At 60.7% G+C, this 14,424-nt stretch carries 13 protein-coding genes; 6 read left to right on the forward strand and 7 right to left on the reverse strand.

What is annotated here, in order from left to right; translation table 11 throughout:
- Positions 1-600: 600 nt before the first annotated feature.
- The 3 genes from AC4LFW_RS02735 to AC4LFW_RS02745 all read left to right on the forward strand — a co-directional run bounded on the left by AC4LFW_RS02735 (position 601) and on the right by AC4LFW_RS02745 (position 4,670).
- On the forward strand, positions 601-1,389 hold the full coding sequence (locus AC4LFW_RS02735) for a WecB/TagA/CpsF family glycosyltransferase (protein ID WP_491817582.1): 789 nt from the start codon (positions 601-603) through the stop codon (positions 1,387-1,389).
- Between the two features lie 312 nt (positions 1,390-1,701).
- Positions 1,702-3,648 (forward strand): DNA topoisomerase III, encoded by a 1,947-nt coding sequence (locus AC4LFW_RS02740; RefSeq protein WP_491820107.1) that lies wholly within the window; start codon positions 1,702-1,704, stop codon positions 3,646-3,648.
- Positions 3,649-3,725: 77 nt separating this feature from the next.
- The gene (locus tag AC4LFW_RS02745; protein ID WP_491817584.1) at positions 3,726-4,670 is read left to right on the forward strand and encodes a class I SAM-dependent methyltransferase; all 945 of its coding nucleotides are present in this window, start codon (positions 3,726-3,728) and stop codon (positions 4,668-4,670) included.
- A 33-nt stretch (positions 4,671-4,703) separates the two neighbouring features.
- Here the strand turns inward: AC4LFW_RS02745 and AC4LFW_RS02750 are convergent, their stop codons facing one another.
- The 7 genes from AC4LFW_RS02750 to AC4LFW_RS02780 all read right to left on the reverse strand — a co-directional run bounded on the left by AC4LFW_RS02750 (position 4,704) and on the right by AC4LFW_RS02780 (position 10,873).
- Positions 4,704-5,372 carry a TetR/AcrR family transcriptional regulator gene (locus AC4LFW_RS02750; protein WP_491817586.1) on the reverse strand — a complete coding sequence of 223 codons (669 nt, stop codon included), beginning with the start codon at positions 5,370-5,372 and terminating at the stop codon, positions 4,704-4,706.
- Between the two features lie 48 nt (positions 5,373-5,420).
- On the reverse strand, positions 5,421-6,791 hold the full coding sequence (locus AC4LFW_RS02755) for a uracil-xanthine permease family protein (RefSeq protein ID WP_491817587.1): 1,371 nt from the start codon (positions 6,789-6,791) through the stop codon (positions 5,421-5,423).
- Positions 6,792-7,335: 544 nt separating this feature from the next.
- Positions 7,336-8,139, reverse strand: coding sequence for an outer membrane protein OmpK (locus AC4LFW_RS02760; protein WP_491817589.1), 804 nt, complete (start codon positions 8,137-8,139; stop codon positions 7,336-7,338).
- 435 nt (positions 8,140-8,574) lie between these two features.
- Positions 8,575-9,414, reverse strand: coding sequence for a CsgG/HfaB family protein (locus AC4LFW_RS02765; protein WP_491817591.1), 840 nt, complete (start codon positions 9,412-9,414; stop codon positions 8,575-8,577).
- An 18-nt stretch (positions 9,415-9,432) separates the two neighbouring features.
- Positions 9,433-9,846: a curli assembly protein CsgF gene (locus AC4LFW_RS02770; protein WP_491817593.1), complete on the reverse strand. Its 414-nt coding sequence runs from the start codon at positions 9,844-9,846 to the stop codon at positions 9,433-9,435.
- Positions 9,843-10,226 (reverse strand): curli production assembly/transport protein CsgE, encoded by a 384-nt coding sequence (gene csgE, locus AC4LFW_RS02775; protein WP_491817595.1) that lies wholly within the window; start codon positions 10,224-10,226, stop codon positions 9,843-9,845. Before csgE ends, AC4LFW_RS02770 begins: the two co-directional genes overlap by 4 nt.
- A complete protein-coding gene (locus AC4LFW_RS02780) occupies positions 10,223-10,873 on the reverse strand; it encodes a helix-turn-helix transcriptional regulator (RefSeq protein WP_491817597.1) in 651 nt (216 codons plus the stop codon). The genes csgE and AC4LFW_RS02780 overlap by 4 nt, the downstream gene beginning before the upstream one ends.
- 184 nt (positions 10,874-11,057) lie before the next feature.
- Here AC4LFW_RS02780 and AC4LFW_RS02785 point away from each other — a divergent pair, with 184 nt between their 5' ends.
- The 3 genes from AC4LFW_RS02785 (at position 11,058) to AC4LFW_RS02795 (ending at position 14,170) form a co-directional block, all read left to right on the forward strand.
- On the forward strand, positions 11,058-11,213 hold the full coding sequence (locus AC4LFW_RS02785; RefSeq protein ID WP_491817599.1) for a hypothetical protein: 156 nt from the start codon (positions 11,058-11,060) through the stop codon (positions 11,211-11,213).
- Positions 11,214-11,304: 91 nt separating this feature from the next.
- Positions 11,305-11,769: a VOC family protein gene (locus AC4LFW_RS02790; RefSeq protein ID WP_491817601.1), complete on the forward strand. Its 465-nt coding sequence runs from the start codon at positions 11,305-11,307 to the stop codon at positions 11,767-11,769.
- 214 nt (positions 11,770-11,983) lie between these two features.
- Positions 11,984-14,170: a sensor domain-containing diguanylate cyclase gene (locus tag AC4LFW_RS02795; RefSeq protein WP_491817603.1), complete on the forward strand. Its 2,187-nt coding sequence runs from the start codon at positions 11,984-11,986 to the stop codon at positions 14,168-14,170.
- Positions 14,171-14,424 lie beyond the last annotated feature (254 nt).

Below are 14,424 nucleotides of genomic sequence, written 5' to 3' on the forward strand. Positions count from 1 at the left end.
TGAAATCCACCTTCTAACAAATAACTTTAAATTGGTAATTTATTAATTGCTAGCCGATTCTGAAAGCACATCAGTGTGCAGAATTCACAACTGGAGCTGGCGTTATAGCATCAGATTACGCTGCTGGGTGGCGGACGTCCACAGGCGCCCGAATAAGATTCGATGAGGGTGAAGTGTTCACTAGGTGTCATGTTTTCCCTCTCGATTGCACCGAGAGTACCTTGATACGAGAGTAATGAATCGTTGCCAGCGATCTCTCTTGCCCGCAAGGTTGGGAGAGTCATCTTTATGTCGATGCCTACCGGCTTCGACTGTCTACTATTGGCCGCCAGCAGTCTCTGCCATGCCGCAACCGGCCAGTAGCAGATGTGCATGACCTGTTTCAACGGCAATGAACCGCTGGCACACCACGCCGCAGCAGAACGTTCGTCCACTTTTCAATGCCCGGCTGATTGTGATCCGGTTCCTCGGCGGCTGGGCCGAACCTCTGCGTTCGACTGGGTTCAGTTTAAGTAATGAAAGCTACAGCGGTGACAACCCTGGGCTGAGCTTGAACGCACCCTGCGTGCAGTGCCACGCGCCGAACGAGGAGGCAGCCTTTTGCAAAAGCACCCGGGACGCAAGGAGCTGAATGCAGACGAGCGACCGTCCTGTTGCAATAGCCAAAGCACAATAAGAGGGTTCGATATCGACTTCTACGACGGATCGAATGCTGAGCTCGTCGACCATGTCATCGAGGCGAGCAAGGATGCGTTCAGCTATATCGTCACCCCGAACGTCAACCACGTGGTCCGGCTCGAAGATGATCTTGAGCTTCGCAGCGCCTATGCCAAGGCCAGCCACAGGATTTGCGACAGCCAGGTGTTGAAAGGCTTGATGAAGCTGCTGCGCATCCCTGTCCCTGACGTCATCCCCGGCAGTAACCTGACCGGGGAACTGATGTGCATCGCCGAGGCGAAGGCGTGGCGGGTTACCGTGATTGGCAGCGACGCTTCGCAGATACGAACCATGCGTCAGCTATACCCGAACGTGACCTTCTTTCACCACAACCCGCCCATGGGGTTCTTTGACCAACCGCAGGCTGTTCAGGCGTGCCTGGACTTCGTCGTCCGTCACCCCGCCGAACTCGTGGTGCTTGCCGTGGGTTGCCCGCGTCAGGAAATTCTTGGACGGTTGATCCAGGCCGATGGGCGAGCACGAGGGGTCGGGCTCTGCGTAGGGGCATCCATCGACTTCCTATCGGGCAAGGTCAGGCGGGCGCCGAAATGGATGCAGCGGATGTCGCTCGAATGGCTGCACCGTATGTGCACCGAACCTCGGCGCCTGGCCAAGCGCTACGCCAACGACGCGGTGCGCATGATCCCGATCCTGTACCGGCAGTTTCGGTGAGGGCTAGCACTTCGCCGCATGGATGGCTCGCCATTGTGGATCAGCCGAAGGCGTGATTGGCGTACCGGTGGGCTGGTGCGCTTGGGGTGTAGCGGCGGTACAGGCGTCGTTCGCGGTAGACGACGGATGCGCCGCTGCCGATTCCATCCTACGAATCTGATAATCACCAACCTGCCACAGGTTCAGTCGATCCGGAGACGGCGTCCAGTGGCAGGTCGCGACTCGGAAGCTGTACATCCATACAGATATTTGTTGCCTGCACGCCTGCCGCTGCGCATGCTATGCGCCAGGCAAATGACCAGTGACCAGATGATGCGGCTGTTTCTCTGCGAAAAACCCTCCCAAGCGAAGGATATCGCCCAGGTGCTCGGCGCCACGAGGCGTGGTGATGGCTGCTGGCTCGGCGCGGGCGTGACTGTCACCTGGTGCATCGGCCATCTGTTGGAAACCGCACCGCCCGACAGCTATGACACCCGCTACAAGCGCTGGGTCCTGGCCGACCTGCCAATCGTGCCCGAGCGTTGGAAGATGCAGGTCAAACCCAAGACGGCGAGCCAGTACAAGGCGGTCAAGCGCCTACTGGGCGAGGCCAGCGAACTGGTGATCGCCACCGATGCCGATCGCGAAGGCGAGATGATTGCCCGCGAGCTGGTGGACTATTGCCGGTACCGAGGACCAGTCCAGCGCTTGTGGCTGTCGGCGCTGGACGAGGCCTCGATCCGCAAGGCCCTCGGCGCGCTGCGAGCCGGGGTGGATACCTTCAATCTCTATCAGTCGGCGCTGGGTCGCTCGCGTGCGGACTGGCTGATCGGCATGAACATGAGCCGGCTGTTCACCCTGCTCGGACGGCAGTCCGGCTATCAGGGCGTGCTCCCGGTTGGTCGCGTGCAGACACCGACGCTGCGGCTGGTGGTCGATCGTGATCGCAGCATCGCCAGCTTTGTCCCGCAGCCGTTCTGGGCCATCGAGGTGCAGCTGCTGGGCGATGATCCCGTGCCGTTCACGGCGCAGTGGCGTGCTCCGGATGAGCAGTGCGATGAACAGGGCCGTTGCCTCGATCAGCGCCTTGCCCTTCAGGCTGCCGATGCCATGCGTGCGATCGGCAGCGCCCAGCTGGAAAGGCTCAAGACCGAGCGAATGCGCGAAGCGTCACCGCTGCCGTTCGACCTCGGCACCTTGCAGGAAGTCTGCTCGAAGAAACTCGGGCTTGGTGCGCAGGAAACGCTGGATATCGCTCAGTCGCTGTACGAAACCCACAAGCTCATTACTTATCCGCGCAGCGATTGCGGTTACCTGCCGCTGAGTCAGCACAGCGAAGCGGCGGGCATTCTTGTCGCACTGGCTCAGGCCGACCCGGCCCTCGGCGAGCTCAAGCCTCACCTTGATCCCCGACGCAGGTCGCGCGCCTGGAATGACGCCAAGGTCGGCGCGCACCACGGCATCATTCCCACAACTGCAACGGGCGCATTCGAGCGGCTGACCGGCAAGCCGCGGGCGGTCTATACGCTGATCCGTGCGCGCTATCTGGCGCAGTTCCTGCCCAACCATGAATACGATCGCACCCAGGCGGACTTCGACTGTGAGGGCCAGGCGCTGCGGGCGGTGGGCAAGCAGATTGTCGAACCGGGCTGGAAGCGCGCCTTGCCCGAGGCGCTGGCGGCCAGCCGCGGCCGGGAAGCGGCCGTGCCGCAAACATTGCCTGTGCTGCGAGAAGGGCAGACGTGTCCGATTCACGACCTGATGTTCAAGGACCTCTGGACGCAACCGCCCAAGCCCTTCACCGAAGGCGACCTGATCAAGGCGATGAAGAATGTCGCCAAGCTGGTGGACGATCCCAAGCTGAAACAAAAGCTCAAGGACACCACCGGCATCGGCACCGAGGCGACTCGCGCCGGCATCATCCAGGGGTTGCTCGATCGCGGTTACCTGACCAAGCAGGGCAAGGCGCTGGCCGCGACGCCGGCGGCCTTCAGCCTGATCGATGCGGTGCCGCGCGCCATCGCCGATCCGGGCACTACAGCGATCTGGGAGCAGGCGCTGGACATGGTGCAAAGCGGCGAGATGAGCCTGGACGAATTCGTCAGCAAGCAATCGGCGTGGATGAGCAAGCAGGTCGAGCGTTGCAAGGGCGTTCGCCTCACCATCAGCGGGCCCGCTGCGCCAGCCGGTCGCGGCGCACCCTGGAAAAAGCGCAAGGGTGCTGGTCGCAAAGCGGCATCCAAGCCCCGGCGAACGGTCAGTTCATCCAGCCCGGCGTGACAACTGCTGTTGCTCCAGCCAACGGATCGGCTCTTCCTGTTTAGAATGGGCGCCTTTTCATCGAGACGATTTGCCTCATGCAGCCTGATGTTCTCGCCACTCTCCAGCAGCACCTCAGCCAAGCCCTTCTCCAGGTGCCGGACGAAACCCGCCGGCTCTTCCATGGCCGGGGGCGCTGCTGGGCCGGGCTCGAGCACGTCACCGTCGATTGGTTACAAGGCGTGGTGCTGGTTTCGCTGTTTCGTGAGCCTGCCGAGTCGGAGCTCGACGGACTGATACAGATGTTGTCGGTGCTGACCGGGAAGCAGGCGTGGGCGGCGAGCGGGGCGCATACCCTGCTGCTGCAGCACCGCTACCTACACGATAGTCGGATGCAGCAGCTGCTTGGCGAGCCGGTCGAGGAGTGGGTGATCAGCGAGAACGGCCTGCGCTACAAACTCGATCTGGGCATCAAGCAGAACAATGGGCTGTTTCTGGATATGCGCTACGGCAGGCGCTGGGTTCAACAGCATGCCCAGGACAAGCGGATACTCAACCTGTTCGCCTATACCTGCGGGTTCTCCGTGGCGGCTATCGCCGGTGGCGCCGAGCATGTGGTCAATCTCGACATGGCGCGCGCCGCGCTGAGCCGCGGGCGCGACAACCATCGGCTCAACGAGCATGACCTGAGCAGGGTCAGCTTTCTTGGCCATGAGCTGTTCAAGTCGTGGGGCAAGGTTAAGAAGACCGGTCCCTACGATCTGGTGATCATCGATCCGCCGTCTTTTCAGAAGGGCAGCTTTGCCTTGAGTCGTGATTACCAGAAGATTCTCAGGCGCCTGCCCGAGCTGCTTACCGAAACAGGTGTCGTGCTGGCCTGCATCAACGACCCGGATACGGGCCCGGATTTCCTCATCCAGGGCATGGCGGCCGAAGCGCCGGATTTGGTGTTCCAGGAGCGTCTGGACAACCCGCCGGAGTTCCCCGATATCAGCCCGGACAGCGGCCTCAAGGCGCTGGTGTTTCGTCGCGTACAGCAGTGATCGCGGGGCAAGCCTGTTTCCGTGCTGTCTGCTCTAAGCCGTCGGAGGCGTCAGGCCGCAACCCTTGAGGATGATGTGTATCAGGTTCTCGGTGGCCAACGAGAAATCGGCCTTTGTCATCCGCTTGTGGCCGGTGACACGCTGGATCTGGTGTGAAAAGTCCGCGTAATGCTGAGTGCTGCTCCAGATCAGGAAAATGAGGTGCGTAGGGTCGACAGGGTCCATCTTGCCGGCTGCGATCCAGGCTTCGAAGACCGCTGCGCGCCCTCGAAACCAGTTGCGATAGTCCTGATTGAAATGCTCCGACAGGCATTCACAGCCGCCGATGACCTCCATGGCGAAGATCCTCGACGCCTCGGGACTGCGCCGGGAAAATTCCATCTTGATCCGAATGTAACGGGCCAGCGCCTCCGCAGGATCATCGTCGACCGTCAGGTCATCGAACGCCGTGTCCCACAGCTCGAGGATATGCCGCATCACCTCGACGTAGAGCCCCAGCTTGCTGTTGAAATAATAGTGAAGGTTGGCCTTGGGCAGTCCCGCGCGCAGGGCAATGGCATTCATGCTTGTGCCCTTGAAACCGTAACGGGCAAATTCCTCGGCGGCAGCGGTCAGGATGGTTTCCTCATTCTTCTGTCGGATGCGCCCGGCGGGTTTGCCGGTCGAGGAGTAGAGCGGCAGCGTGGCTTCGTTGTTGTTCATGGTCCTGGCCAGTGAGACGGTGGCGTCCGACGCCACCGTAGGTGTGGATCAAGCCTGCTGCGCGCGGGCAACCGTAATGGACTCGGTCTGCTCACGGGGCAACAGCAGGTCCAGCAGAATAGCCGTCAGGCCGCCGCAGGTGATGGCCGAGTCGAACAGATTCTGCACGAGTCTGGGCATCTGGTGCAGCAGCTCCGGTTGCGCTGCCACGCCCAGGCCAATACCCAGCGAGGCGGCGATGATCAGCATGTTGCGCCTGTCCAGCCTAACCTGCGAGAGGATGCGAATGCCCGCAGCTGCAACGCTGCCGAACATGATCAGGGTGGCGCCGCCGAGTACCGGTTTGGGAATCTGCTGCAGTACCGCCCCGAGCAGTGGGAACAGGCCGAGGGCGAACAGGATCGCACCGATGTACAGCCCGACGTGGCGGCTGGCCACGCCCGTCATCTGGATCACGCCGTTATTCTGCGCAAATGTCGTGTTGGGAAAGGCGCTGAAGGTGGCAGCAATCAGGCAACTGACGCCATCGCCGAGAATCCCGCCGCGCAGGCGCCGCAGGTAGCTAGGACCTTCGATCGGCTGGCGCGAAAGCATGCAGTTGGCGGTCAGGTCGCCGACCGTTTCGATGGTGCTGATGACGTAGATGAGTGCTACCGGTACGAAGGCTGTCCAGTCGAAGGAGAAGCCGTAGCGGAAGGGCATCGGCACGCTCATCAGCGGCAGCTCGGGCAGCGGTTGCGGGACCAGCTTGCCGCTGAACAGAGCGGCGAGGCTGCCAATGGCAAGGCCGATGACAATGGCCGATAGGCGAACCCAGGGCTGCTGCGAGCGGTTGAGCAGAATGATGGTCAGCAACACCAGCGCACCCAGTGCCAGGTTGCGCGGCGCGCCGAAATCATCGGCCTTGAACCCACCGCCCAGGTCGGTGATGCCGACCTTGATCAGGCTGACGCCGATCAGGGTAATGACGATCCCGGTCACCAGCGGCGTGATGACTTTGCGCAGCTGGCCAATGAAGCGGCTGAGAACGATCTGCACGAAGGCGCCGAAAAAGCACACGCCGAATATCATCGCCAGGATGTCTTCCGGGCTGCCGCCGCGGCCCTTGACCAGCAGGCCAGCCGACAGCACCGCCCCGAGAAAGGCGAAGCTGGTGCCCTGCAGGCAAATCATGCCGGCGCCGATCCCCCATGGGCTGCGGGCCTGAAGAAAGGTGCCGACACCGGAAACCATCAGCGCCATGCTGATCAGATAGGGCAGGTGATCGCCGAGACCCAGCACGGCGCCGATGACCAGCGGCGGAGTGATGATGCCGACGAAGCTGGCAAGGATGTGCTGCAGGGCGGCGAAGATCGCCGGCAACGGCGTGGGGCGATCGTCCAGGCCATGGATCAGGTCGGCTTCGGTATGTTCTTTCATGGCAGTGGCCTCAGAGGGGAAGGGTTGGCACAGGTTCGAATGCCTGTCTCGGTGCTTGCCCTGGTGCAAGAAGCTGACCACTTGCTTAGTTTTTTCGCGTCGAAGGGCCCCCGGCGACACTTTCAGACAGCGGATCTACTGGGGCGAAGCGCTTCGAGTCTGTCGTACCAGCCGTCAACCTGTGCTTGGCTAATGAGGGGTAGAGCTGGCTGGAGAACGTAGTCGTGCACCAAAAGGCTGCCATGCGCAGGATCAGCTGCTCGCTTTTGTCGCGTCCCGCAGTTGCCGCCCGAGTTTCGGCAGCGCAGGACATGCTTTTGCGGCCCTGTTTTCGTACGGGGTGGTTTGTTCACGCCCCGCAAGGGCTAGACAGGAAACGGGGCCCTGCAATGTGCTTTGCAGTGTCGCTCGTCTGTGCTGCAACCGTCCGGTATCGAAGGATCGGCTGGTGTCGGATCGTTGCACAACGGAGCAGCCGACGTTGCAAACGACGGCTGCCCAGGAGCGCGCCTGGCCGCCCGGACGGGCCGGGCGGCGGGCATGATTAGAAGTGAACCTTGACGATGGCGTTCCAGGCGCTCTGGTCGGTACCGCCAAGGATGTCGGCCAGTGCGCTGTCGTTATCTATGCCGTACTTGTCGGACCAGTAGTCATATTCGATACCGACATAGAGCTGTCCGGCCTTTTGGTATACGGCCTTGCCGAGGTCATATTTGACCTGCGGATTGATATGCAGGTTTTTCGATTGATAGTCAGCCGAGCCTTCGTTGCCAGCGTCGTTGACCACCCAGTCGATATAGCCGTCGAAGAGAATGTCCGAGTTGCCGACCGGAATGGTCATCGCCCAGGTCGGGGTGATCTGCCACTGGCCTGAAGCCTTGTTGCGTATGCCGTCGGGCTTGCGATAGTAGGTGTTGATAGCGAAACGGTCGAAGCCGGGTACTGCCAGGTCCACAGCCGGGCCGAGCAGATAGTTCTGCACCTCGTCCTCGCCGCGCTCGTAGGTGAAGGCAACCAACACGTCCTTGATCGGTCCGAACGACAAGTCGGTACCGGAGACCTTGCCCAGCGACAGCCGTGGACTGAACTCACCGTAGTAGGTGCGTCCCGCGTCGTGATCGTCCTGGCTCTCGTTCCATTTGTAGTCGACGAACATGAACACGTCGCCCCAGGTCCAGCCACTGGCATGCTCGAAGGTCAGGGTGTGCTGGGTATCCGGATCGATCTTGAAATCGTTGCCGTACAGATAGGTCAGGCTGTTGTTCTGCCACAGCATGGGCGCGGCCATGGTTTGTCCGCTGAGGATCAACCCGGCCGCGAGCGCGGCGGTGGTGAGGCTGCGTTTCATCTTGTGCTCCTTGGGTGCAGTTGAGACTGCTTGTATTAGTTGTCCAAGCGGTCAGGCTTTGCTCTCTAAGCAATGCCCGCGCCAGGTGATCAAGCGCAGCGGAAATATCATATAAACCGATGTTTTTCATCAGTTTATTAATGTTCTGGTTGCTGCTGTGAGATGCAGGCGGGCGCAACGTCGCACGACAGTGCTTCAAAAAGCTGATCGAGTCGTCAGGTTGCATCAAATTGGGGCGGGCTGACTGGCCGGTCTCGAGGGGCAGTCCATCGCGCCTCGAACCTATTCGAGGTGCATGCCGAAACGAAACTGCCGGCACTCGGCCGGCAGTTTCGTTTGTAGCGAGGATTAGTGTTGGGTAGCGGTTGCCATGTCGCTGAAACCGACCCGGCTGATCGGGGCTGGTTCTTCAGCTGGGCGAAACCCTGCGTTGACCTAGATCTTTTTTTCCGGGGCTTCGAGATATTTCGCCAGTTGAGCCTTGGCAGCAGGCGTGGCATCGGCGGTCTGCCAGAGCCGGCGGTCGACTCCCTGGGCGATCAGGTGGGCCACGGCTGCCTCGATGGCCGACAGCACGCAGAGCTGAGCCGGCTCGTTGGTCGTGTAGCCCGCTTCGGCCTCGAGCAGTTCCTTGAACTCGATAAACTTGTAGACGTTTGCACTGCGGCCAATGGAGTAGATCGTCTTTGTGGTCATCACGTTGGACAGTACCTGGCCGCTGCGCACGTCAATGGCGCGCAGGTTGACCGTGACCTGATCGACCCGATACTCCTGAGACACACCGATGCCCAGGTAGCGGGCGCCCTGGCCACCGCTGCGCACGTTGGTCTCGTAGGCGACGATGGCTCCCTCCATGATGATGTTGGCAGCCAGCAGTGAAGGCAGCTCGGACTGGATGTTCGGCGCTACATCCGGCTTGGCCTGCGAGGCACGGATGATCTTGCGTTCGGTGAGTACGTTCTGCAGACCCTCGCGCTCGAGCACGATGAACCAGCCGCTGGCCTGCATGGCATCGACCAGCATGCTGGCGGCACCCTGGGTTACCGCCGTGGAGAAGGAGCTGGCCGGGCTTGGCTTGTATTGTCCGGTCTGGTCACGAAAGCCATAGACGGCGGCCACCAGTGGCCCCTTTGGACGTGGCAGCTGCAGCAGGTCCTGATAGGTCGAGGTGCGTGGGGTAAGCGTTGGGGTTTCCTGGTCTGCCGACATTGGTTCGCGCACTGCGCAGCCCTGTAGCACAGCCATCATCCCGATGGTGATAAAGAGGCTTCTCATGGCCTTTGCTCTCCTTGGTTAATCCTGGCCGATGATGATTTCGGACACTTCGCCCGTCAGCCTGTCGGTGATGCTTACCACCAGATTGCCGATGTCGTCGTTGTTGATGTTTACGATGAAATCGTCCGTGGTGATCGACCCGGTCTTGCCATCACGCACATCTCCAAGCAGATCGGAAAGCAGGCGCGACTCCAGCTGACTGGTGAAGCGGTCCAGTGCCGAGGTGCCGGCCAGCGAGGATCGGTCAACCGCGTCAGGATCCTTGGTGTCGTTCTGCGCCTGGGCACTGCCGAGCAGCCAGGCACCGTTCAGGGGACTGCCGCCGAATGACGGGTTTACCGGGGTATAGACCAGCTCGGTTGCGGTGACGCCCGTGCTGAGGAGCAAACCGGCCAGCAGTAGACCGGAGGGTTTGTATTGTGGCCGCTTCATAACTCATCCTTCGCCAGGTCAATGGTGTCTTCGAATAGTGCTTCGACTTTTCTACGATTTATCTCTTGCAGCACGAAATCCGCCGCGTCATAGGCTGTCTGCTCCATATCGGCGACGTTGGGTTGCAGGAAGCGGCGATAGAGCGGCTGGTCGTTCTGCTCCACCCATACCAGGACGCCCCAGCGCGCCGACGGCCGTTCCTTGACCGCCAGGTTGAAGTCCAGCGCACTGGTGCTGTTCAGTCGTTCACAGAACTTGCGATAGAACTCCTGTCCCGAGCGCGACACCGTGCCGTTGATGATGAAACCCTGCAGCTCCGCTTCGTCTGCATATGCCTGGCCCGCCAGCAGCAATGCCAGGCACAGCCATGCGGGTTTCACAGGCACATCTCGCTGACATGCCCAAGTACCAGCGAAGCGCCCTGCGCCCGGTTGGATGCGCCGAGCTTGCCCAGGGCATTGTGGATGTGGCTCTTGATGGTATGGCTGCTCAGATGCAGGCGTTCGGCAATCTCGGAGTTGGAAAGCCCTTTGCCTGCGAGCGCCAGTATCTGTTTCTCGCGCAATGACAGATCGTCGATGGCGCGTGAGGCGTTGGTAAGTTGCCGATAGCGGCCGAGCAGCTTTTCCATCAAGGCCCTCGGCAGCCAGTCACCGCCTTCGAGCATGACGCTGATGCCCTGGGTGAAATTGCTACGGCTGGTGCCGGAATAAAAGACACCCTTGATCCAGGGGTGCTGTTCGAGAAGCAAACGCGCCTGGTCCGCTTGTGCATTGACCAGGGCGGTCGGGATGTCGCGCAGCTGCTTGAGCAACCTCAGGCAATCGTCAGAGGTGAAACTGCCAAGGTCGACAAGCACCAGATCGAGGTCGTTCTGACCGGCGCGCAGGCTGCCACTGCGGCTCATGCGCACCTGGCCAGAGCCACTGAGGTGCTGGCGGAGCGTGGTCTCGAACAGTTCGTTGCTGGACAAAAGAATGACACTAGAGGGTGAGGCGACGAGCGCCGGGCTGGCTTCTTCGAACATATGCATTTCCTTTGCTGTTGTTGGCAGTGTCATCACGCCGCGATCCTTCTGCGGTCTGGCGCTTTGACACTATGTCGGGAGAGTAGTTCAGAGGGGTGACAATAAAAAGTCACAAGTGTCGACTTTTGCCAGTTTCCCGACGAGCTGCAGTGTAGCCATTGTTCTCGGGGTTCTGGTCGTATGCGTGGCCGTCGTGGTCGAGTGCAGTTTCGTATTGATGGCGGCGCGTGCGCGTTCGATGTTGCAGGCCAACCGCCGGGTCGGTCGGTGGCTGGATCGGGTGCTGGGATCCGTGCTGATCGGTCTGGGCGTTCGTCTTGCGCTGGCCGAACGGGCCTAGCGGTGTGAACGTCGGCGTCTGGATCGGTCTCACCTTTTAGGCGGCGCGTCTCTATCAGGATGTACGTCGCCGTATCCTCAAAGGAGAGCTCATGTCCCTGTACAGCAAGCACACCACCTCCAATCTGATCCCCTGTCTGCGCTACCGTGACGTCCCCGCGGCGCTGGAATGGCTCTGCAGGGCGTTCGATTTCGAGCCGCAACGGGTCATCGAAGACAGGCTGGTGGGTGTCATCCATGCGCAACTCGGCTTCGGCAGTGGCATGGTGATGCTCGGGCCAGTGACCGATTCAGGCTATGGTCAGGAGCTCAGACAGCATGACGAGGTAGGTGGAGTCTCTACCCAGGCCATTTACGTTGTCGTCAGCAGCGCCGATGGTCTCTATAACCAGGCCAAGGCCGCCGGTGCGGAGATCGTCATCGAGCTGAAGGACGAGGATTACGGTGGTCGTAGTTTCAGCTGCCGCGACCTGGAAGGGCACCTGTGGACCTTCGGTACCTACGATCCCTGGGCCGAGCCGGTAGCCGCTCGGAACCTGCCGCAGCGGGAGGAATGATGCATTTTGCACATCCATCGACGACTGGGGTGCGTACAGGTGCACCGCTTCGGTGATAATCGCGCCGGGGCCGGGTATTGACGCTCAGCCCCCTTAGCGCGCTGTTTGGCTATTCAGCTGTAAGGCTGGTTCAAACCCCTCGATCATCAAAGCGAGCGCTCTCGGCACCGACAGATTCGGGCCGACCAGGCCGTCACAAGCAATGGAACAGAACATGACTGAGGTTGCTGGAAACCAGGCCAACTGCTCGCTCGACAAGGAAGACGGCCGCCTGGCAGCTCTCTATGCCCTGCAGGTCATGGATACGCCCCCGGAGAAGGAATTCGATGACCTGGTCTGGCTCGCGTCGCGCCTGTGCGATACGCCGATAGCGCTGGTCAGCCTTGTCGACGCCAACCGGCAATGGTTCAAGGCAAGCCTTGGCCTTGAAGCGCAAGAGACACCCCGCAGCGTCTCGTTCTGCGCTCATGCCCTCGACCATGAAGGCGTGTTCGTGGTGCCCGACGCAGCTGCCGATCCGAGGTTCAGCGATAACCCACTCGTCACAGGTGAACCCTATATCCGGTTTTATGCCGGCGCGCCGCTCAGCAGCCCGGAGGGATACCGATACGGAACCCTGTGCATCATCGATACGCGCCCCAGAAACCTGGACGCGCTCCAGTCTGAAGCCCTCCAGAGGCTGGCGCGCCGCGCTGTGGAATCACTGGAAATCCGTCGGCTCAAGCTCACTGCCGAGACGCGACAGCGCACCTTGCAGCGTCTCCTTGAAACCATGCCCGGAGGGGTAGTGACCTGTAACGCGGACGGTGTGCTGGTTGAATTCAATCGCACTGCCCGTGAATGGCATGGCATCGACCCGAGAGCGATACCGCAAGACCAATGGGCGGAGCACTTTGGTCTGTACGAGCCGTCCGGCGAGGCATTGTTGCAAACGGATCAGATCCCCTTGCTGCGCGCCTGGCGTGGCGAGCGGGTACGCGAGACGGAGATGATCATTCGCACGGCGCACCAGCCCGCACGGCTGGTGGCTTGTAACGCAGATCCGTTGTTCGGTCCTGACGGTGAACTGATCGGGGCAGTCTGCACGATGCATGACATTACCCGCCTGGATGCCGCACAGCGGGCAGCTGCAAGCGAGGCGCAGCGATTCAATGACGCGTTTGCCGCTGCTGCACAGGGCATGGCTCTGGTCACCTATGACGGACACTGGCAAGACGTAAATGATGCGTGGTGCAAAACCTTCGGCTATCCGCGGGCTGAGCTGATGAGGACCCGGTTTGAGTATCTGGTTCATCCGGATGAACTGCAGGTGCATCAGGAGGCCGTAAGGCAGCTGGCTCAAGGCTTGAAAAGCCAGGTGCAGTTCAGTGGGCGCTATCTGCATCGGTCGGGCGCCATCCTTTTCGGGCACCTGTCGATATCCTCAGTGTCGGCAGCGGGCAGCCGTCAGCCTCATATGGTCGTTCAGCTACAGGATCTTACGGAGCAGCACCGCGCCGCGCAGCGTCTGCGTGAGAGCGAGCAGCAGCTCCGGGCCATTGCCAATAATGTGCCGGCCTGGGTGGGTCACGTTGATCCAGCGCTGTGTTTCGAGTTCATCAATGAGCCGTACGCAAGACATCTGGATATCCGCAACGAAGAGATAAGCGGCACGCTGTTCAGTTCCGTGTTTCCGGCAGCTGTCACGGAACGGCTGATGTCCTATGCGGAACGCGCCAGAACCGGTGAGACGGTGAGTTTCGATATGGAGCTGCCGTTGGAGGAGGGTGGCTCGCTGCATATGCATGTCACGCTGGTGCCTGATCGTCCATCACGCAGCGTTTCCGACGGGCAGGAGCGTTGCGGCTTTTATCTGACGATGTACGACATAACCGAGCAGACCCAGCGCACCCGCGGATTCGAGAAACTGGCCATGACGGATGCACTGACCGGCTTGCCGAATCGCGCGGCATGGAATATCGAGTTCGCCCGTGGCCTCCATCGCGCTCGCCAGTCTGGAGCAGCCGTTGCGGTTATGTTTCTGGATCTGAATGATTTCAAGGCTGTGAATGACACCCACGGGCATGACGCAGGTGACGCAGTGCTGTGCGAGTTTGCCCGGCGTTTGACGGCGACCTTGCGCAACAGCGATTTCATCGCCCGCTTGGCAGGCGATGAATTTGTGGTCTTGCTCGACCATATTACCGATCCCTGTATCCAGCCTCGGCTCGTGGCGGAAAAGCTCTTGCAGGCGATGGAAGAGCCGGTTTCGCTTGGTGAGCGTGCCTTGATGCTCCGGCCTAGCATCGGCCTGGCGATTCAGCAGCACGATCCGTTCGATGCCGGTTCGCTCCTGTCCGCCGCCGATCGCGCCATGTATCGCGCCAAGCAGAGCGGGGCCATTGAGCTGATCGCCCTTTAGCCGGTGGCTTCGGCAATCGGCAGCTCAGCAACAACCCATCGATGCCCACTTGAGGCTCCGCTGCAGTTCGTCGGATAACACGGCCTAGACCATATTTTGACGTCATTTTGATGACATGGATCAAGGCCTGAAAATGGCGAGAGTGTGACAGTTCGCCTCACCGATGATGGCGACGTGACGTTCTGCCATTCGTCGGGCGCCGCTTAAAGAGCCCGCAAATCTCCCGATAAACAATGAGTTGTTGTCTGCAACCG

The organism is Stutzerimonas sp. C6.4V, from assembly GCF_058536345.1.

What these genes read in the sequence shown, in the direction of transcription:
- AC4LFW_RS02740 (WP_491820107.1), top strand. Translation starts at nt 1,702, where the DNA reads ATGCGGCTGTTTCTCTGCGAAAAACCCTCCCAAGCGAAGGATATCGCC.
- AC4LFW_RS02745 (WP_491817584.1), top strand. Translation starts at nt 3,726, where the DNA reads ATGCAGCCTGATGTTCTCGCCACTCTCCAGCAGCACCTCAGCCAAGCC.
- AC4LFW_RS02750 (WP_491817586.1), bottom strand. Translation starts at nt 5,372, where the DNA reads ATGAACAACAACGAAGCCACGCTGCCGCTCTACTCCTCGACCGGCAAA.
- AC4LFW_RS02755 (WP_491817587.1), bottom strand. Translation starts at nt 6,791, where the DNA reads ATGAAAGAACATACCGAAGCCGACCTGATCCATGGCCTGGACGATCGC.
- AC4LFW_RS02760 (WP_491817589.1), bottom strand. Translation starts at nt 8,139, where the DNA reads ATGAAACGCAGCCTCACCACCGCCGCGCTCGCGGCCGGGTTGATCCTC.
- AC4LFW_RS02765 (WP_491817591.1), bottom strand. Translation starts at nt 9,414, where the DNA reads ATGAGAAGCCTCTTTATCACCATCGGGATGATGGCTGTGCTACAGGGC.
- AC4LFW_RS02770 (WP_491817593.1), bottom strand. Translation starts at nt 9,846, where the DNA reads ATGAAGCGGCCACAATACAAACCCTCCGGTCTACTGCTGGCCGGTTTG.
- AC4LFW_RS02780 (WP_491817597.1), bottom strand. Translation starts at nt 10,873, where the DNA reads ATGTTCGAAGAAGCCAGCCCGGCGCTCGTCGCCTCACCCTCTAGTGTC.
- AC4LFW_RS02790 (WP_491817601.1), top strand. Translation starts at nt 11,305, where the DNA reads ATGTCCCTGTACAGCAAGCACACCACCTCCAATCTGATCCCCTGTCTG.
- AC4LFW_RS02795 (WP_491817603.1), top strand. Translation starts at nt 11,984, where the DNA reads ATGACTGAGGTTGCTGGAAACCAGGCCAACTGCTCGCTCGACAAGGAA.